The 18,091-nt window shown below is 67.2% G+C and carries 18 protein-coding genes; 8 read left to right on the forward strand and 10 right to left on the reverse strand.

Features of this window, described 5'->3' with window-relative positions; translation table 11 throughout:
* Nucleotides 1–231 precede the first annotated feature (231 nt).
* From P3L18_RS24775 to P3L18_RS24790, 4 genes are all read right to left on the reverse strand, one after another.
* Complete coding sequence (locus tag P3L18_RS24775) at nucleotides 232–1,797, reverse strand: APC family permease (RefSeq protein WP_276115561.1); 1,566 nt, start codon at nucleotides 1,795–1,797, stop codon at nucleotides 232–234.
* The gene (locus tag P3L18_RS24780; protein ID WP_035728497.1) at nucleotides 1,797–2,684 is read right to left on the reverse strand and encodes a universal stress protein; all 888 of its coding nucleotides are present in this window, start codon (nucleotides 2,682–2,684) and stop codon (nucleotides 1,797–1,799) included. The genes P3L18_RS24775 and P3L18_RS24780 overlap by 1 nt, the downstream gene beginning before the upstream one ends.
* Before the next feature lie 163 nt (nucleotides 2,685–2,847).
* On the reverse strand, nucleotides 2,848–3,750 hold the full coding sequence (locus P3L18_RS24785; protein WP_006371595.1) for a universal stress protein: 903 nt from the start codon (nucleotides 3,748–3,750) through the stop codon (nucleotides 2,848–2,850).
* A gap of 165 nt (nucleotides 3,751–3,915) precedes the next feature.
* Nucleotides 3,916–5,766 (reverse strand): NAD(P)/FAD-dependent oxidoreductase, encoded by a 1,851-nt coding sequence (locus tag P3L18_RS24790; protein WP_276115563.1) that lies wholly within the window; start codon nucleotides 5,764–5,766, stop codon nucleotides 3,916–3,918.
* A 184-nt stretch (nucleotides 5,767–5,950) separates the two neighbouring features.
* Here P3L18_RS24790 and P3L18_RS24795 point away from each other — a divergent pair, with 184 nt between their 5' ends.
* The 3 genes from P3L18_RS24795 to nucS all read left to right on the forward strand — a co-directional run bounded on the left by P3L18_RS24795 (nucleotide 5,951) and on the right by nucS (nucleotide 9,501).
* On the forward strand, nucleotides 5,951–7,180 hold the full coding sequence (locus P3L18_RS24795) for a GAF domain-containing protein (protein ID WP_035728495.1): 1,230 nt from the start codon (nucleotides 5,951–5,953) through the stop codon (nucleotides 7,178–7,180).
* Between the two features lie 85 nt (nucleotides 7,181–7,265).
* The gene (glsA, locus tag P3L18_RS24800; RefSeq protein ID WP_006371592.1) at nucleotides 7,266–8,702 is read left to right on the forward strand and encodes a glutaminase A; all 1,437 of its coding nucleotides are present in this window, start codon (nucleotides 7,266–7,268) and stop codon (nucleotides 8,700–8,702) included.
* 100 nt (nucleotides 8,703–8,802) lie between these two features.
* A complete protein-coding gene (gene nucS / locus P3L18_RS24805) occupies nucleotides 8,803–9,501 on the forward strand; it encodes an endonuclease NucS (RefSeq protein ID WP_265077847.1) in 699 nt (232 codons plus the stop codon).
* Between the two features lie 18 nt (nucleotides 9,502–9,519).
* Here nucS and P3L18_RS24810 read toward each other — a convergent pair whose 3' ends face one another.
* A complete protein-coding gene (locus tag P3L18_RS24810; protein ID WP_276115564.1) occupies nucleotides 9,520–10,599 on the reverse strand; it encodes a hypothetical protein in 1,080 nt (359 codons plus the stop codon).
* Nucleotides 10,600–10,680: 81 nt separating this feature from the next.
* Nucleotides 10,681–11,166: a methylmalonyl-CoA epimerase gene (gene mce, locus P3L18_RS24815; RefSeq protein ID WP_020171638.1), complete on the reverse strand. Its 486-nt coding sequence runs from the start codon at nucleotides 11,164–11,166 to the stop codon at nucleotides 10,681–10,683.
* 80 nt (nucleotides 11,167–11,246) lie between these two features.
* On the opposite strand from mce, the gene P3L18_RS24820 reads away from it, so the two are divergent.
* From P3L18_RS24820 to P3L18_RS24840, 5 genes are all read left to right on the forward strand, one after another.
* On the forward strand, nucleotides 11,247–12,476 hold the full coding sequence (locus tag P3L18_RS24820; protein ID WP_079929362.1) for an acetyl-CoA C-acetyltransferase: 1,230 nt from the start codon (nucleotides 11,247–11,249) through the stop codon (nucleotides 12,474–12,476).
* Nucleotides 12,477–12,660: 184 nt separating this feature from the next.
* Nucleotides 12,661–13,026, forward strand: a complete 366-nt coding sequence (locus P3L18_RS24825) for a DUF3817 domain-containing protein (RefSeq protein ID WP_014359651.1) — start codon at nucleotides 12,661–12,663, stop codon at nucleotides 13,024–13,026.
* Nucleotides 13,027–13,069: 43 nt separating this feature from the next.
* Nucleotides 13,070–13,378: a thiamine-binding protein gene (locus P3L18_RS24830; protein ID WP_276115565.1), complete on the forward strand. Its 309-nt coding sequence runs from the start codon at nucleotides 13,070–13,072 to the stop codon at nucleotides 13,376–13,378.
* On the forward strand, nucleotides 13,375–14,661 hold the full coding sequence (locus P3L18_RS24835; RefSeq protein ID WP_276115567.1) for an MFS transporter: 1,287 nt from the start codon (nucleotides 13,375–13,377) through the stop codon (nucleotides 14,659–14,661). The genes P3L18_RS24830 and P3L18_RS24835 overlap by 4 nt, the downstream gene beginning before the upstream one ends.
* 94 nt (nucleotides 14,662–14,755) lie before the next feature.
* Nucleotides 14,756–15,673: a tetratricopeptide repeat protein gene (locus tag P3L18_RS24840; protein ID WP_020171635.1), complete on the forward strand. Its 918-nt coding sequence runs from the start codon at nucleotides 14,756–14,758 to the stop codon at nucleotides 15,671–15,673.
* A 64-nt stretch (nucleotides 15,674–15,737) separates the two neighbouring features.
* Here P3L18_RS24840 and P3L18_RS24845 read toward each other — a convergent pair whose 3' ends face one another.
* The 4 genes from P3L18_RS24845 to P3L18_RS24860 are packed head-to-tail and all read right to left on the reverse strand — an operon-like array spanning nucleotide 15,738 to nucleotide 17,987.
* Nucleotides 15,738–16,499, reverse strand: coding sequence for an ABC transporter permease (locus tag P3L18_RS24845; RefSeq protein WP_276115568.1), 762 nt, complete (start codon nucleotides 16,497–16,499; stop codon nucleotides 15,738–15,740).
* Nucleotides 16,499–17,278 (reverse strand): ATP-binding cassette domain-containing protein, encoded by a 780-nt coding sequence (locus P3L18_RS24850; RefSeq protein WP_006371582.1) that lies wholly within the window; start codon nucleotides 17,276–17,278, stop codon nucleotides 16,499–16,501. The genes P3L18_RS24845 and P3L18_RS24850 overlap by 1 nt, the downstream gene beginning before the upstream one ends.
* Nucleotides 17,275–17,652 (reverse strand): DUF1048 domain-containing protein, encoded by a 378-nt coding sequence (locus P3L18_RS24855; RefSeq protein WP_006371581.1) that lies wholly within the window; start codon nucleotides 17,650–17,652, stop codon nucleotides 17,275–17,277. Before P3L18_RS24855 ends, P3L18_RS24850 begins: the two co-directional genes overlap by 4 nt.
* Nucleotides 17,652–17,987, reverse strand: coding sequence for a PadR family transcriptional regulator (locus P3L18_RS24860; RefSeq protein WP_276115569.1), 336 nt, complete (start codon nucleotides 17,985–17,987; stop codon nucleotides 17,652–17,654). The genes P3L18_RS24855 and P3L18_RS24860 overlap by 1 nt, the downstream gene beginning before the upstream one ends.
* Between the last annotated feature and the right edge of the window lie 104 nt (nucleotides 17,988–18,091).

Here is an 18,091-nt window from a genome sequence, read left to right on the forward strand (position 1 = left end):
AGCGCCAATGGTACTGCACCCTAATCAGTGTGGGAGAGTAGGACACCGCCGAACATTACTTTCAGGGATGCCCCGCAACACCTAGTGTTGCGGGGCATCACCCATTCAACCCTTATTACTCGACGCCCGGTCGCACACAGCTCGACCACACATGTGTATGTGTGCCGGCTCCGACGTTGTGTGCCCTGCAGGACACACAACGTCGAAGTCGACACACAAACTCCCACCGACTTACTGCGCTGGTACCGATTCCTCGGGCGTCGTGTGTGGCAGTGTCTCACCGCGGAAGAACGCAGGATGGCGTGCGCGAAGATAGATCATCACCACAGCACCGACGGCGAGCAGTCCGAATCCGATGTAGAAGACCAGGCCGATACCGAAAATGGACGCGCCACTGCCATTGTCGGGATTCATGCTCTCGCCGACCGAGATGACGAACACGACGATGAGTGCGAGTCCACCGAGAAACGGGAACAGCAAGCGGTAGACGAAGTTCCGTGCGGACGAGAACAGCGTGCGCCGGAAGTACCACACGCAGGCGAATGCGGTGATGCTGTAGTACCAGCAGATCATGATGCCCAAGGCGGCGATCGTGTCGATCAATGTGCGTTCGGACAGCACCGTCACCACCGTGTAGAACACTGCCGTCACGATCCCGGCCACCAGTGCGGCGAACGCCGGCGACAGGAATCGCGGATGGATCTCGGCGACCTTCTTCGGGAATGCGCCGTACGTGCCCATCGCGAGCATGGTGCGGGCGACGGGGAGAAACGTCGTTTGCAAGCTCGCGATCGATGACACCAGGATCGCGGCGAAGAGCAACAATCCGCCCCATCGACCGAGGATCGGTGTGGCCAGGGCACCGAAGACGTTCTCGGCGTTGGCCTCCGAACCCAGACCGACCCCGTCGGTGCCGACGCCGGCGTACATCATCACCGCGACCGCGACCAGCAGATAGGTGAGCAGGATCGACAGGACACAGAGGATTCCGGCGCGCCCCGGGGTGCGTTGCGGGTCCTTGCACTCCTCACCGAGGGTGAGACAGGTGTCCCACCCCCAGAACGCAAAGATCGAGCCGGTGAGTCCGACGGCGAATGCCGAGATCGTCAAACCGGTGAACGGGTTGAACCAATCGATGTCGAAGGACAAGCCGGCGGGGGCGTCGCCGGCGCCGACCTTGACGAAAGCGATGATCGCGAAGGCGAATAGCACGATGATCTGAAAGCCCACGAGCACGTACTGGATACGTTCGCTGGTGGTGATCCCGTGCATCGACACCCAGGTGGCGATTGCCAGGAGAACAAGCGTGGTGAGGATGTTGACGAGCTTGTTCGTTCCGAGATCGGCGATCGAGGGGCGGTCGGCGATCTGGGCGATGATCAGGTAGAAGAATTGCACGCCGATCGCCGCCAGATTCGAGAGCACGATGATCGTCGCCACCACCATGCCCCATCCACACATCCAGCCGACGTAGGGCCCGAAGGCCTTGGTCGACCAGGTGAACGAGGCGCCACAGTCCGGGGTGTCGGAGTTGAGCTCACGGTAGGCGTAGGCGGTCAGGAACATCGGGATGAACCCGGCGATGAAGATCGCCGGCATCTTCAGACCGACCGCTGCGACGATCAAACCGATGCTGGCGGTGAGGGTGTAGCCGGGAGCCACCGTCGAGATCCCGAGGATCGCCCCGGAGAGCACACCCACCTTGCCGGTGGCGAGTCCCTTCTCGTTGGCGAGGTGGGAGTCGGGAATCGTCGGGGTGGCAGCGGGGCGAGACACGGCGGGATCGTTGGGTTTCATCAGGCGTCCTTCGGAACGACGATCATCGGAACCGACAACGCGCGCAACATCTTTGCTGCAGTCGAGCCGAGGAACAGGTGGCGGGGCTGGGCGAGTCGGCTCGAACCGACGAAGATCAGGTCGCCGTCCTCCCAGTGCAGCGAGGTGATGGCGTCCTCGGTGGTGCGGGCGGGTACGACGGCCGAGGTGATCGGATGGTCGTCACCGAGCTCGGCGCGTGCCTGGGCGAGGACGTCGGCGAGGTGGGCAGCTGCGGCAGCGCGCGCGGCATCGTCGTCGGCGTCGCGGCGCCAGGGGGTCACGTGGTCGTCATCGGTGACCAGGGAGACCAGCCGCAACGGCAATCCGGTACGGGCGCACGCGTCGACGGCGGCACGCACCAATGGTGCGGTACCCGGCCGTCGGCCGATGGCACAGGTGATCCGACGCGGTGCGCACGCCATGTCCCGGCTACCGCGTGGCGTCAGCACCACCGGTGTCGTCGACGCGTGCAAGACGTCGTTGACGACCGACCCGAGTGAGTGGCGTCCGACCAGTCCGCCTCCGGATCCGCCCACCACGATCGCCGCGCAGTCGGTCGCCTGTGCTTCGGCCACCAGTCCTTCGGCGGCATTGTCGTGGAAGGCGACCCGGGTGGTGGCGGTGACGTCGTCGGGAACCCGGTCGGTGGCTTCAGTGAGCCATCGTGTTGCCTGTTCGTCGAGGATTTCCGCGAAGTCGGCGTTGCCGGTGGCTGCGATCTGTGCCGTCGCAGACGGCGGCGGCAGGACCATGCAGACGTCGAGGTCGGCGTGCAGGGATCGTGCGAGGACGACGCCGAGTGCCAGTGCGTCCTGTCCGCCCGGCGTGGACAGGTAGGCGACCAGCAGTGTGCGGCCGGTGGTCATGATGTGGGCTCCCATCGGTCAGGGTTCGTTACGTCGGATCCGCCCGTTTCGGATCACGAACCCCACTGTGCGCCGCATCACGTCCGGAACGCACCAGCCACCGTGTCGAATCGACGCCCCTGCCGCTGGACATCATGGTGAAGCCACTCGGGAGGGTGTCCGCTCAGTCGGGATCCTTGGGTACCACGACCATGGGAATGGCCAACGCACGCAGCATCTTCGACGCCGTCGCCCCGAAGAACAGTTGCTGTGGGCGAGCGAGGCGGCTGGAGCCGACGAAAATGATGTCCTCGGCGGTCCACTCCAGCGATGCGACGGCATCCTCGATGGTGTCGCCCGTGATCACCTCGGAGGTGATCTCCTGACCGTCGGGCAGTTGTGCGCCGATGGTCGCCACATGCTCGGCGAGCTGTTCGGTGGCGTGGGCCACTGCTTGTTTCTCGTCATCTCCTGTCTTGTCACCGTCGCGATGGGCCGTGGCATCGTCGCTGGTGACCAACGAGACCAGACGCAAAGGGAGACCGGACCGCGAACACGCGTCGACCGCGGCGCGCAGCAGTGGTGTCGCCCCGGGCCGGCGGCCGATGGCACAGGTGATCCGACGCGGCGGGCGGGCGGTTTCCTGTGCCCCGAGCGGCGTGATCACCACCGGCTTCGTCGAGATGTGCAGCAGGTCGTTGACCACCGATCCGAGTGCGTGACGTCCTCGGATGCCCCCTCCCGAACCGCCGACGATGATGGCCGCGCTTCCGGTCGACTCGGCCTCGGCCACCAGGCCCTCGGCGGCGTTCTCGTGAAAGGCGATGTGCCCCTCGGCGACCACCTCGTCGGGAATGCGGCCGACCGCCTCCGACAACCAGTCGGCGGCTTGGGCGTCCAACATCTCCGTGGTCTTCCGGACCGGGTCGGCGTCGGCGCCGCCGTCGCCGCCCTGCGGTGGTGGGGGCAGGACCATGCAGACGTCGAGTGCTGCATGGAACGGACCGGCGAGAGCGATCCCGAGGGCCAGCGCGTCCTCGCCGCCCGGCGTCGGGAGATAGGCGGCGAGCAGTTTGCGGGAGGGCATGGCGGCTCCGATCGGCGGTGTTCGGGGTGTGCGCTTCGATGCTCTCACTCTCGCGCGCCCGGCACACGCGTCTGGCACACGCGTGTGGGTTCCGAATACGGACACGACGCGAGCCGGGCCGCCGCGGGGATTCCCGAAGCGTCCCGGCTCGGCGTCGGCGGCAACTCAGCTCAGATGATGGACCTCTTGCAAGCCGTACACCGGGGTGGGAATTCCCTCATACCGCGCCTTGAGCTGCAGCGCCAGATACAGCGAATAGTGCCGCGACTGATGCAGATTGCCGCCGTGGAACCACAGACCGGGCTGCTGCGTCGGCTTCCACATGTTGCGCTGTTCGCCTTCCCACGGCCCGGGATCCTTGGTGGTCTCGGACCCCAGTCCCCACACCTTGCCGACCTTGTCGGCGATCTCCTGGCCCATCAGGTCCGCGGCCCACCCGTTCATCGAGCCGTAGCCGGTCGCGTAGACCACGACGTCGGCCGGCAACTCGGTGCCGTCGGCGAGAACGACACTGTTCTCGGTGAGATGGTCGACGTCGCCGTGCTCGAGTGTGATGGTGCCGTCGGCAACGAGTTCGCAGGCGCCGACGTCGATGTAGTAGCCCGAGCCGCGCCGCAGGTACTTCATGAACAGGCCCGAGTCGTCGTCACCGAAGTCCAGGTCGAAGCCTGCCGCCTCGAGGCGAGCGTAGAAATCCTTGTCGCGTTCGCGGATCTGGTCGTACAGCGGGATCTGGAACTCGTGCATGATCCGGTAGGGCAACGAGGCGAAGGTCAGGTCGGCCTTCTTGGTGGTCATCCCGCCCGCCACCGCCTGCTCGCTGTACAGGGCGCCGAGACCGATCTCCATCAGCGAGTCGGATTTCACGATGTGCGTCGAGGACCGCTGCACCATGGTCGTATCGATGCCGTTGTCCACCAAAGCTTTACAGATGTCGTGCGCGGAGTTGTTGGAGCCGATCACCACCACCTTCTTGCCGACGTAGCCGTCGGGCCCGGGGTGTTGACTGGAATGGTGCTGCTCACCGGTGAACACGTCCTGGCCGGGGAAGGTGGGCACGTTGGCCTTGCCCGACATACCGGTCGCCAGGACCAGCTGATCGGGGTGCAGGGTCAGATGCTCGCCGTCGCGATCGATCTCGACGGTCCAGCGGCCCTCGTCCTCGTCGTAGGTCGCCGATTCGCACGTCGTCTTCGACCAGTAGGGCACCTCCATGACCCGCGTGTAGAACTCGAGCCAGTCGCCGATCTTGTCCTTGGGTGCGAAGACCGGCCAGTTCCCCGGGAAGGGGAGATACGGCAGGTGGTCGTACCAGACCGGATCGTGCAGGCACAGCGACTTGTAGCGGTTGCGCCACTGATCGCCGGGGCGATCATGACGGTCGATGACGATCGACGGAACGCCGAGCTGGCGTAGTCGGGCGCCGAGTGCGATGCCGCCCTGACCGCCACCGACGACGAGGACATACGGCTGACGCGTGCGCCCCAACTCGGCCTCCTCGTCGGCCTTGCGCTCCGCCCAGGATCGGGTGTCGGGGTCGGATCCGTGAACCGCTCCCATGACCCGGGTCGGGCCGCTGTGTTCCTCGTGGCCCTTGAGTTCCTGCAGGGTCGTCAGCAGGGTCCACGCCTGGTCCTCGCCGGAGTCGGCGTCGGGTCGTAGACGCAGATGCCCGACGCCCCGGCCGGTCGCCGTCTCGAACTCGATGAACGCCGAGACCACCCCCTCGTCGTCGGTGGCCGGTTCGCTGGTGGCAAAGCCCGACGGGGCGGTGTCGGAAAGGCGCTCGCCGAGCATGTCGGCAATCTGCTCGCGGCCCTCGACCGTCTTCAGATTCCAGGTGAACGACACCAGGTCGCGCCAGAACGAGTCCGTCGCGAACATCGAGGTCACTGCCGGGATGTCGCGTGCGGCGAGTGCGGTCTCGAATCGATCGAGCCACCGGGTGGCGCGCTGTTGTGGTGTGGGCGGTTGGTCTGCGGCGGTCGCCACATCGGGTTCGAGTGTCTGGGTCATGCCAGCTCCCTTCGGTCATCTCTGATGTGACTCACAGCACACGCGCCGGCAGTGCGTGACGGCAAGGGTTGCATCCCGTTGCGACGTGCGGGGCAGTTGCGACGTGCGGGGCACGGGACTGCAACCCGATGCAACCCCGGTGGGGTCTTTGCGAATTGGCTGTGACCGAGCGCACAATCGTGAGGTGTCGACACTGCCAGCCGGACTCGAGCCCGCCGTCGCCGCCGGCGACGATCCGCGCCAGTTCGCGGCTGTCCTCTCGGCGGTGTACGACGCAGCGATGGCGGGCGACAAGCCGCCGGCCCGTCCCCGGCAGGTCATCAGCGAATCGTGGGGACGTGTCCTCGGCGCCGGGGTCGACCCCGACCACGGTCCGGATGCGGCAACTCTCGACGTGGCCGAGATCGAGGTGCGTCGAAACGAGTCGGGACTGCACGAGGTCCTCGACGACCTGACCTTCGGCCTCGATGCGGTGATCTCCGACGGCCACAACATTCTCGTCGTCGCCGACGCGGCCGGGCATGTGCTCTGGCGCAGCGGTGCCAACCAGGTGCTGCATCGGGCCGACCGGCTCGGTTTCGTCGAGGGTGCGTGCTGGGCGGAATCGTCGGTGGGTACCAACGCAATCGGCACCGCCCTCGAGTCGGGGCGGGCGGTTCAGGTGTTCTCCGCGGAGCACTTCGTGCGCACCCATCACACATGGACCTGTGCGGGTGCGCCCATCCGCAATCCACGCAGCGGCGACGTGCTCGGGGTGGTCGACGTCAGTGGTCCGGCGGCCACGATCCACCCGACCACGCTGGCCCTGGTCGACACCGTTGCCCGGCTCGCCGAATCCCGGCTGCGCGAACACCATCGACGCGTTCTCGACCAGCTCCGGGCGGTCGCCGCGCCCATACTCGCGCGGACCGAGGGTCCGGCCATGGCCGTCGACCGCGACGGCTGGGTGGCCGCAGTGGGATCGGTGGCACCGCGGGCGCGACTGAGCATCCCGACGGGACTCGCACCCGGCCGCACGGCCGTACCCGACCTCGGCCTGTGCGAGATCGAACCACTGCCCGGAGGATGGCTGCTCCGGACGGTTGAGGCCACCGATCCGAGCCGGCCCACCGAGGTGGTGATCGGCGCCGACGGCACCGGCGTGGTGGTGCGCGTCGAGGGATTCGCCGGCAGCTGGACCCAACGCCTCTCGCCTCGGCATGCGCAGATTCTCGGTATGCTCGCCGCCGCGCAACCCGGTGGGCTTCGCGCGGCCGAACTGTCGCAGAACCTCTTCGGCGTCGCCGACCGCACGATTACCGTGAGAGCCGAGATCTCCCGTCTCCGTAAGCATTTCGGCGGTCTGCTGTGTGCCAACCCGTACCGCTTCGCTGACGGTGTGGTGGTGCGTGACACGCGTTTCGCCCCGAACTGATGGGCGGCGCCCGCCGTCGATGTCAGCGGTCCGCCTCGCCGCGGGATCGGCGCGGGATGACTGCCGCACCGGATAGATTGGTGCCGTGCCGATCTCCCATGTCCACGGATACCTGCGCCACATCATGGATGAATGCGCGCCCGATCGTTCCGGAGCGGTTGCCGACTACATCCCCGAACTCGCCGCCGTCGACGCCGATGGCTACGCCCTGTCGATGTGCATGCACGACGGCAACACCTATTCGCTCGGTGACGTCGGCGTCGAGTTCACCATCCAATCGGTGTCCAAGCCGCTCACCTATGCGCTCGCGCTGACCCGCCTCGATGTGGCGGAGGTGGATGCGAAGATCGGCGTCGAGCCGTCGGGCGAGGCGTTCAACGAGATCAGCGTGGACGAGCGGCGCCGTCCGCGTAATCCGATGATCAATGCCGGCGCGATCCTGGCGTCGTCGATGCTGTTGCCGCCGGTCCGGTCGCTGCCGGCCGGTGCCGTGGACAAGGCGTTCGACGAACTCGTCGAGTTCTACTCCGGTTGCGCCGGGCGACATCTGACGATCGATGAGCAGGTCTACGCCTCCGAGGCCGCCACCGGTTCCCGTAATCGCGCCATCGTCTACATGCTCGACAGTTTCGGCGCGGTCGACACCGACCCCGAGGCGGCCCTCGACCTCTACTTCCGTCAATGTTCGCTGCGGGTGACCAGCGACGACCTCGCCGCGATCGCCGCGACGATCGCCGCGGGCGGGGTCAATCCGCGCACCGGTCGGCGGGTGCTGAGCAACGAGGTGGCCCAGCGGCTGTTGAGTGTGATGACCACGTGCGGCATGTACGACGGCGCAGGGGACTGGGTCACCTCGGTGGGTCTGCCGGCCAAGAGTGGGGTCGGTGGCGGCATCCTGGCGGTGCTCCCCGGCCAACTCGGGATCGGTGTGTACTCACCGCGCCTCGATCAGCACGGCAACAGCGTCCGCGGTGTCGATACCTGTCGCCGGTTGTCCCGCGACCTGGGCCTGCACATGTTCAATGTGACGCGCGAGAGCCGGGTGTCCATCCGGTCGGTGTACTCGATCGGTGAGTTCGAGGTCGGCGCGGACTGGGACGAACTGCAGCGCAGTTACCTGCGAACCTGTCGCGACCGGGTACGGGTATATGAACTGCAGGGGGATCTGACCTTCGCCGGCGCCGAGCGTGCCCTGCGTCGCATCGAGTCCGATCTCGACGACCTCGATGTCGCAATCGTCGAGATCTCGCGCGTCGGGGTGATCGATCCGGTCGCCCGGACGATGCTGCTCGGTATCAAACACACCACCGATGTGCGCGGGCAGCGCGCCATGCTCGTCGATCCCGATGGCGTGGTACGGGAGAGCGTGGACAGTCATCGCTCCGACTTCGTGGTGCCGAATCTGAATGCGCCCGAACAACTCCGGGGTCTCGATCCCACCCTGCCGCACGTGCACTCGACGATGGAGGCCGCGGTCCGCGACGCCGAGGAATTCCAGCTGGAGTCCTTTCGGCGCCCGTGACGTGTGCGTGTTTCGGCCGCGGATCACCGGACGGGATTTCCGCCGCCGCACTCGGAGTGGGGTTCTTCGAGACGTAGGGCGAGCAGTTAAGCTGCCGACTGTGCGTCTGGTGATCGCGGAATGCCAAGTGGACTATGTCGGACGGCTCACGGCCCATCTGCCGATGGCGCGTCGGTTGCTGCTCATCAAGTCCGACGGGTCGTTGAGCGTGCACGCCGACGACCGCGCCTACAAGCCGCTGAACTGGATGAGTCCGCCCTGCTGGCTGGCCGAGGAGCCGGTGCCCGAAGAGGTCGCCTGCGCGCACGACGAGGTGGTCGCCTACTGGGTGGTGACCAACAAGGCCGGTGAGGAGTTGCGGATCACCATCACCTCGATCGAACACGATTCGACCCACGAACTCGGCGTCGATCCGGGGCTGGTGAAGGACGGCGTCGAGGCCCATCTGCAGGAGTTGCTCGCCGAACATGTCGAGACCCTGGGCCCCGGCCACACCCTCATCCGCCGGGAGTACATGACGGCGATCGGCCCGGTCGACATCCTTGCGCGCGACGCCGACGGCGCGACCGTCGCAGTGGAGATCAAGCGGCGCGGCGAGATCGATGGTGTCGAGCAGCTCACGCGGTATCTCGAATTGCTGAACCGCGATCCGCTCCTCGCCCCGGTGAGCGGGGTCTTCGCCGCGCAGCAGATCAAGCCGCAGGCGCGCACCCTGGCCCAGGACCGCGGAATCCGTTGTCTCGTACTCGATTACGACGCACTCCGCGGGGCCGAGAGCACGGAGTTCCGACTGTTCTGATCGGTTGTGCTCAGCCGATCAGTTCTGCTCGACCTCGAGTGGGGCGGTATGGATCGGTGCGGTATCGGCGCGCTTGCCTGCGTGGCGGCCGTTGTGGCCGGTGGCCTTCTGGAACGGCTCGGTGTCGATTTGCGCGTCGCGTGACAACAGGGTGTTGAGCAGTTCGGCGTCGCTGTGTTCGGACGCGGTGGTCAGCTCGGCATCGACCTCGGTGTTCAACAACGCCGGGAGTTCGGCGAGACGCTCGGAGATCCGCGAGAACTCGGAGACGATCTCGTCGCGTGCCTTCGTGACGCGGTCGCCGAGTTCGCGCGAGCGCGCCACCCGTTCGGTGGCGATGGCCCGCGCGGTGCTCTCGATGTCGGCGGCGAGGGCGTTCGCCTCAGATCGCTGGGCGGACAGTTCCGCGTCGTGTTGAGTCCGCGCGTCCTGCAACTCCTGTGCCGTGCGGCGCCGGAGATCCTCGGTCTCGGTGCGCGCCTTGGTGAGGATCCGTTGCGCCTCGGCCTTGGCTGCGGCCATCGTCTTCTCGTGTTCGGACTCCATTGCGGCGGCGCGGTCGGCGCGTTCGGCGGCAGCGCGTTCGGCGTCCGCGGCGGCCTCGGCCTTGATGGCGTCGGCCTCGTTGCGCGTCTTCGCCGAGTACTCGTCGGCGTCACCGACGATCTTGCTCGCCCGGGCGCGCGCGTCGGCGACGATCCGCTGGGCCTCCTCGGCGGCGTTGCGCTGGGTGTCCTCGGCCTCCTGGCGAGCCACGGACACCGTCTCGGCCGCTTCGGCACTCGCCTCGGCACGCATCTCCGAGGCCTCGTCGGAGGCCAGCTGCAACATCCGTGAGAGGCGTTCACTCATGCCGGTGACCGACGTCGGCGGCACCGACAGCTTGTCGACCTCGCGGCGCAACTCCTCGATCTCGTCGCGGGCATCGGCCAGGTGCGCCGCGAGTTCGCGGGCATGCGCGGTGGCCGCGTCGCGATCCGCGGCCAGCACCCGCATGTCGGCGTCGATGCGCCGGAGGCGGTCGGCGACCTGTTCTCGGTCGTACCCGCGCATCACGATCGCGAACGGTAACTGCTGCTTGGGTGCAGGGGCTGACATGCGGGCCAGTCTAATCGCAGCACCCGCACGTGCCGAGGAGGACGAAGGTCCCTCCCCGGCCACGCAGACGACCCGGTGGTCTCAGTGGGCAGACGCCGCGGGCTCGACCAGTTCGAGGAGCACCCCGCCGGCGTCCTTGGGGTGTACGAAGTTGATCCGGGAGCCGGCGGTGCCGCGACGCGGCTGTGGGTACAGCACGCGGACGCCGTTCGCGGTCAAGCGGTCCATCACCGCCACGACGTCGGTGACCCGTACCGCGAGCTGCTGCAGGCCGGGGCCGTTGCGATCGAGGAATTTCGCGATGGTCGACTCCGGGGTCAGCGGCGCGAGGAGTTGGATGACGGCACCGTCACCTCCTTGCGGGCCGATCATCGCCTCACGCACGCCCTGCTCGTCGTTGGTCTCCTCGTGGAGCTCGACGAATCCCAGATTGTCGGCGTACCACTGCTTGGCGGCGTCGAGATCGGGCACGGCGATGCCGACGTGATCGATCGCGAGGACGAGATCGGAGATCAGTGCGGCCGGGGATTGGGCGGTGGTGGCGGGGTCAGCTGCGGAAGTACTCATGGCCTAACGGTAGCGTTAGAGGCGACAAAATACAGAGCGACCGCTCGGTTGGTGCCGCGGTCAGAGTCGTGGAGGTCCCCATGTCCCCAGATCAGACGACGTCGGTGATCGTCGCCGGCGCACGCACGCCGTTCGGCCGGATGCTCGGCTCTCTCAAGGGTTTCAGTGCCGTCGACCTCGGTGCCATCGCCATCAAGGGTGCGCTCGAGCGCTCGGGGGTGGCCGCCTCGGAGGTTCAGTACGTGATCATGGGTCAGGTCCTGACCGCCGGTGCCGGACAGATGCCGGCACGCCAGACCTCGGTCAAGGCCGGCATCGGGTGGGACGTACCCGCGCTGACGATCAACAAGATGTGCCTGTCGGGAATCGACTCGATTGCACTCGCCGACCAGCTGATCCGCGCCGGGGAGTTCGACGTGGTGGTCGCCGGCGGTCAGGAATCGATGACCCAGGCGCCGCACCTACTGCCGGGCAGCCGTAGCGGCTTCAAGTACGGCAATACCGAACTCGTCGACCACATGGCCTACGACGGCCTGTTCGACGCGTTCACCGACCAGCCGATGGGTGCGCTGACCGAGCAGGGCAACGACCTCGGGGCGAGCGGAGCGACGGGGAATGAATATCGTGGGTTCTCCCGCGCCGAGCAGGACGAGTTCGCTGCGCGCAGCCATCAGCTCGCCGCCACGGCCTGGAAGAACGGTGTCTTCGCCGACGAGGTGGTTCCGGTGTCGATCCCGCAGCGCAAGGGCGATCCGATCGAGTTCGCCGAGGACGAGGGCATCCGTGCCGACACCACCGCCGATTCGCTGGCCGGCCTGCAACCTGCCTTCCGCAAGGACGGCACCATCACCGCGGGCAACTCCTCGCAGATCTCCGACGGGGCGGCCGCGGTCGTCGTGATGAGCAAGGCCAAGGCCACCGAACTCGGCGTCGACTGGCTCGCCGAGATCGGTCCGCACGGCGTCGTCGCCGGTCCGGATTCGTCGCTGCAGCAGCAGCCCGCGAATGCCATCCGCAAGGCCTGTGACCGCGCCGGGATCGCGCCGACCGACCTCGACCTCATCGAGATCAACGAGGCGTTCGCGGCCGTCGGGCTGGCCTCGACGAAGTCCCTGGGCGTCGATGAGTCGATCGTCAACGTCAACGGCGGGGCGATCGCCGTCGGCCACCCGATCGGCACCTCCGGAGCACGCATCACCCTGCACCTGGCGCTGGAACTGCAACGGCGCGGTGGCGGCGTCGGCGCCGCGGCGCTCTGTGGCGCCGGTGGACAGGGCGATGCGCTGATCGTCCGGGTTCCCAAGGCCTGATCTCCAGAGCCTGATCTCCAGAGCCTGATCGCCGGAGGTCTGAGCGCCGGAGTCTGATCTCCCCGGGTCTGACCTCCAGGGCCTGATCGACACCGCAACCATCCCGTGGTGCCCGTGATGTGGGTCACGTCGGATCGCGTACGGCTACTACGGGATGTCGTAGGTTGTCCGCGGCTCCGGCACAATGGAGCGCATGAGGCAATTCTTCGACCTGTCCACGCCCGCCAAACGATTCCGCTTCGTCGCCGTGCTCGAAGCCATCACGTGGGCGGCGCTGCTCGTGGCGATGTTCTTCAAATGGGTGCTCGGCCACGACGAGGCCGTGCAGATCCCCGGCATGACGCATGGGATCGTGTTCATGGTGTTCGTCGTGGTCTCGCTGCTGACCGCGTTCTCCCTGCGCTGGAGCGTGAAGGTCACCGGGCTGGCCCTGTTCTCGAGTATCCCGCCGTTCGGGACCCTGGTCTTCGAGTGGTGGGCCCGGCGCAACGGACACCTCGCCGAGCTGTCGGTGTCGGAGTCGACGAGCAACGCAGCGGCCGCTGCCTGAGATACTCGGCTGCCTGAGATACTCCGCTGATGGGGACGCAACGATGATCGTCGCATTCAGCATCACGCCGTCGGGCGGCGACGCGGTCGAGGACGACGGCGGCATGAGCGCCGCGGTGGCGCAGGCGGTGCGCGTGGTTCGCCACTCCGGACTGCCGCACCAGACGACCGCGATGTTCACCTACATCGAGGGTGACTGGGACGAGGTGATGGCCGTGGTCAAGCAGGCCACCGAAGCTGTCGCGGCGCTCGCCCCGCGCGTCGGGCTCGTGCTCAAGGCCGACATCCGGCCGGGGCACACCGGCGAACTGGCGGGCAAGGTCGCCCGGGTCGACGCCCATCTGGAGAATTGACCGATTCCGGGCGGTCGACGGCGCCCGAGCATCTGGGTCGATCTCGTGCCGGTGTGACCGCGATCTTCTGCCTCAACGGCTTTCTGGCCGCGCTCTGGGTGGCCCACATCCCGGTCATCACCGAACGCACCGGCACCTCGCACGAGTTGTTGGGCGGGTTGCTGTTGCTCGTGGGCGCGGCGGCCTTCGTCGGGATGCAGGTGTGCGGGCATCTGATCGACCGCGTCGGCTCGCGAACTACCACGATCGCCGCAGCGGTCGTCCTGTGCCCGGCCATGCTGGGTCCGGTCCTGGCCACCGACCCGGTCGGCCTCGCCTGCGCGCTCGCCCTCTTCGGGTTCGCCAACGGTTCTCTCGACGTGTCGATGAACGCGCAGGCCGTCGTCGTCGAACGGATCTATCGACGCCCGATCATGTCGGCGTTTCACGGTTTCTTCTCCGTCGGTGGACTTCTCGGTTCCGGTGCGGTGGCCCTGGGGCTGTGGATTCAATGGCCGGTGGTGGCGACGGTGGCGGTGCTCGCCGGCATCGGGCTGGTCGTGGTTGCCGTCGCGGCACGGGGAATCGTCGCCCGGGGTGGTGCCCCGGTCTCGGTTTCGGCGCAGGGCGCCCCCGGCGGTGACGCCGACACGGAGTCGCCCCAACCAGGTGTCCCGGCCTCGCCGGATGCCCCACGTGTTCGCTGGTGGCGCGAGGTGGACCTGCGACGCCTGTCGGTGATGGCGGCATTGGCGTTCGTGCTGATGCTCGCCGAGGGCACGTCGTACGACTGGAGTGCGTTGCACGTCGTCGAGACCTTCGGCACCCGGGAGGCGGTCGGCGCCATCGCATTCGCGAGTTTCAGCGCGGCGATGATGGTCGCCCGGTTCGTCGTCGATCCCATCGCGGCACGTGTGGGACCGGTGTCGGTGGTGCGTGGGGGTGCGGTCATCGGAGCCGTCGGGATGGTCATCGTGTTCGTCCCGTCGACGCCGACCACCTCCTCGGCGATCGTCGCGATCATCGGATGGACGATCTTCGGCATCGGGTTGGCCGGGCTCATCCCGCAGATCTTCACCGCCGCGGGCAATCTCACCGAGCACTCGAGCGGGCGGGCGATCTCGATGGTGGTGGGCTGTGGCTATCTCGGCATGCTCGCCGGGCCCGCGATCGTCGGCGTGATCAGCGGCCACTCGAGTCTGCGTCTCGGCCTCACACCGGTGTTGGTCGCCCTCGCTTTCGCGGTCGTGGCCGCCGGGGTGGTCGCCGCGCCCGACAGAGGTGAGCGCACCTCACGCGTGTGAGCGCGACGCGCGGTCATGACACACTGTAGGGGTGAGCAGACCTTCCAACAGGGCACAGGCAGCCGCAGCCCAGCAGGCGGCCGCAGCTGTCGCGATGTCCGGTGCAGTCGACCTGTCCGCACTGAAGGAACGCGCGGAAGCCCAACGCGCGCAACCACAGCGTTCCGCAGCTCCCGGCGGACCGCCGGCATCCGGCCCGAGCTCGCCGGGTTCCGCCTCGCCGGGATCGGTGGTGGACGTGACCGAGGAGACCTTCGAGACCGACGTGCTCGCCCGGTCGACACGGCAACTCGTCGTCGTCGACCTGTGGGCCACCTGGTGTGAGCCCTGCAAGCAGCTCTCGCCGGTGCTCGAGCGGATGGCGGCCTCGGCCGGCGGGCAGTGGGTGCTCGCCAAGGTCGACGTCGACGCCAATCCCCGTATCGCCCAGGCCTTCCGCGTGCAGTCGATCCCGATGGTCGTGGCGATCGCCGCGGGCCAACCGGTCGCCGCGTTCAACGGGGTACGCAGCGAGCAGGAGATCACCGCGTGGATCGATGAGATCCTCTCCCAGGTCGGCGGTCACCTCACCGGGGTGCCCGACGCCGACGAGCCGGAGCCCGAGGCCTCAGATCCACGGATGGACGCCGCCGAGGAGTTGCTCGACTCCGGGGACTTCGACGGCGCACTCGGCGCGTACCGGGCCATCGTGGAGGCCGAGCCCGACAACGTCGAGGCCGCCTCGGCGGCACGCAACCTCGAGTTCGTGCTACGGGCCCAGGCCCACGATCCGGCCATCGTGGAGACCGCCGCGGCCGCAGATGTCGACGCGCAACTGGCGGCGGCCGACGTGCTTCTGCTCGCCCAGCAGCCCGAGGCGGCATTCGATCGGATCATCGAGGTGGTGCGCGCGACCGCCGGTGACGACCGCACCCGCGCCCGCACCCGGCTGCTCGAGCTCTTCGAGTTGTTCGATCCGGCCGAGCCGTTCGTCGTCGCCGCCCGGCGCAAGCTCGCGAGTGCCCTGTTCTGAGTCCGACCCGCGCTGAACCGATAGCGGTTCGACCAGAGCCGTGCCGGAGCGCGGGTCATGGAGTTCACGACACCTTGCGTCGGTAGACGACCATCGCGGCGGCGTAGGCGATCACCAGGATGCCGACGCACCATCCCAGGGCGATCCAGAGGTCGCCGCCGACCGGCTGCCCGGCGAACAGTGCGCGAATGCTGTTCACGATCGAGGTCACCGGCTGATGCTCGGCGAAGGCCCGCACCGGTCCGGGCATCGACTCGGTCGGCACGAATGCGGAGCTGATGAACGGCAGGAAGATCAGCGGGTAGGAGAATGCACTCGCGCCGTCGACGCTCTTCGCGGTGAGCCCGGGGATGACCGCGACCCAGGTCAGCGCGAGGGTGAAGACGACGAGGATGCCGGCCACCGCGAGCCACCCGAGGACGCCGGCACTCGACCGGAACCCCATTGCCACCGCGACCAGCACCACGATGGCCACGGCCACCATGTTGGCCAGCAACGAGGTCAGCACATGCGCCCACAGGGTCGCCGAGCGTGCAATCGGCATGGATTGGAAGCGCTCGACCATCCCACCGGCCATGTCCGAGTACAGCCGAAACGCGGTGTAGGAGATCCCCGACGCCACCGTGATCAGCAGGATGCCCGGCAACAGGTAGTCGATGTAGGGGCCCGAACCGGTCTGGATCGCACCGCCGAGGACGTAGACGAACAGCAGCAGGAAGGCGATCGGCATGACCGCGGTGGTGATGATCGTGTCCGGGCTGCGCGTCACATGCCGCAGGGTGCGGCCGAGTAGGGCAGTGGTGTCGGTGGCGAAATGTGTGGCCATCACGGCTCCTTGGTCGTACGGGTGGTGTCCTCGCCGATCACCGCGAGGAAGACGTCTTCGAGCGAGGGCTGCTTGACGACGTACTCGACCTCGGCGGGCGGGAGGAGCGCGGTGAGCTGGGCGAGGGTGCCGTTCTGGATGATGCGCCCCTGATGGAGGATCGCGATTCGGTCGGCGAGGTGTTCGGCCTCCTCGAGGTACTGGGTGGTCAGCAGCACCGTGGTACCGCGTCGGGCGAGGTCGGTGATCGACTCCCAGACCTCCAGGCGCGCTTGCGGATCCAGTCCGGTGGTGGGTTCGTCGAGAAAGATGACCGGTGGTTCGCCGATCAGGCTCATGGCGATGTCGAGTCGTCGTCGCATCCCGCCGGAGAACGTGGCGACCCGACGGTCGGCGGCGTCGATCAACGAGAACCGGTCCAGCAGGTGCTCGGCCACGGCGTCGGCGTCGGGTAGATGGCGCAACCGGGCGACGAGGACGAGGTTCTCGCGGGCGGTGAGGATGTCGTCGACCGCCGCGAATTGTCCGGTCAGGCTGATGGATTCGCGTACCAGTTGTGGCTGCCGGGTGACATCGTGACCCAGGACCCGGATGGTGCCGGCGTCGGGCCGGGCAAGCGTGGTGAGGATCTTGACCGTGGTGGTCTTGCCCGACCCGTTGGAGCCGAGCAGGGCAAAGATGCTGCCGGGCGCCACCTCGAAGTCGACCCCGCGCAGGACCTCGAGTTCCTTGAACGACTTACGCAGTCCGGCAACGGAGATGGCGGGCTCGGCGGTCATTTCTCACGCTCCGGGGTGTCTGTGTCGGGGTTGCTCGCCTCGGCGGCGATCGCCTGATCGAGCGCCGTGGTCAATCGCTTGCGTTCCTTGCTGATCCACGACGCCTCCGGGTAATTGCGCAGGAATCCCTCGGCGAACTCGATCGGGTCGTCGCCGACGAGGTCGGCGACCGGGGTCCGGTCGGCGGCGGCCTGCTCGAAGAGGTCGGCGAGGTCGGTGAGCAACGACATCAGGGCATCGGTCTCCGAGGAGGCGAAGTAGTAGATGTAGTGCTCGACGGCCTCGAGGACGGTGCGCAGATGGTCCGGTAATGCGTCCCTCCGCGCTTTGTATGCGCGCCAACGTTTCTTGTCGCCGATGATCTTGGTGAGCATCACGGTTGTTCCTTTCGGTGGTGAAGTGTGTCGAGCCGGTCGGTGAGGAAATCCCAGGTGCGCCAGAACTCGTCGAGGTACTCGTGACCGGACACGTTGAGGGAGTACACCTTTCGGGGCGGACCCTTCTCCGACGGCACCTTCTCCACGTCGACCAGTCCGCGCTTCTCGATGCGCAACAGCAACGCGTAGACGGTTCCCTCGGCGATGTCGGTGAAACCCTGTTCCCGCAGTGCCGCGGTGATCTCGTACCCGTAGGCCGCGCGCAGACTCAGGATCGCCAGGACGATGCCCTCCAGCGTGCCCTTGAGCATCTCGGTCATTTGTTTGCCCAACGCGTCCTCCGATACTCGGGTGTGAAGTACTACTCAGTGTTGCTGACTACTAGTACATAGTAACGCTGAATAGTGAAAGCGCAAGGCGTCCAGCAGGCCACACA

It is taken from the genome of Gordonia sp. N1V, assembly GCF_029269935.1.
Classification (GTDB): domain Bacteria; phylum Actinomycetota; class Actinomycetes; order Mycobacteriales; family Mycobacteriaceae; genus Gordonia; species Gordonia polyisoprenivorans.

Coding starts and splice junctions, on each gene's coding strand:
- P3L18_RS24775 (WP_276115561.1), bottom strand. CDS start 1,797: ATGAAACCCAACGATCCCGCCGTGTCTCGCCCCGCTGCCACCCCGACG.
- P3L18_RS24780 (WP_035728497.1), bottom strand. CDS start 2,684: ATGACCACCGGCCGCACACTGCTGGTCGCCTACCTGTCCACGCCGGGC.
- P3L18_RS24785 (WP_006371595.1), bottom strand. CDS start 3,750: ATGCCCTCCCGCAAACTGCTCGCCGCCTATCTCCCGACGCCGGGCGGC.
- P3L18_RS24790 (WP_276115563.1), bottom strand. CDS start 5,766: ATGACCCAGACACTCGAACCCGATGTGGCGACCGCCGCAGACCAACCG.
- P3L18_RS24810 (WP_276115564.1), bottom strand. CDS start 10,599: ATGTCAGCCCCTGCACCCAAGCAGCAGTTACCGTTCGCGATCGTGATG.
- mce (WP_020171638.1), bottom strand. CDS start 11,166: ATGAGTACTTCCGCAGCTGACCCCGCCACCACCGCCCAATCCCCGGCC.
- P3L18_RS24820 (WP_079929362.1), top strand. CDS start 11,247: ATGTCCCCAGATCAGACGACGTCGGTGATCGTCGCCGGCGCACGCACG.
- P3L18_RS24825 (WP_014359651.1), top strand. CDS start 12,661: ATGGAGCGCATGAGGCAATTCTTCGACCTGTCCACGCCCGCCAAACGA.
- P3L18_RS24830 (WP_276115565.1), top strand. CDS start 13,070: ATGATCGTCGCATTCAGCATCACGCCGTCGGGCGGCGACGCGGTCGAG.
- P3L18_RS24840 (WP_020171635.1), top strand. CDS start 14,756: ATGTCCGGTGCAGTCGACCTGTCCGCACTGAAGGAACGCGCGGAAGCC.
- P3L18_RS24845 (WP_276115568.1), bottom strand. CDS start 16,499: ATGGCCACACATTTCGCCACCGACACCACTGCCCTACTCGGCCGCACC.
- P3L18_RS24850 (WP_006371582.1), bottom strand. CDS start 17,278: ATGACCGCCGAGCCCGCCATCTCCGTTGCCGGACTGCGTAAGTCGTTC.
- P3L18_RS24855 (WP_006371581.1), bottom strand. CDS start 17,652: ATGCTCACCAAGATCATCGGCGACAAGAAACGTTGGCGCGCATACAAA.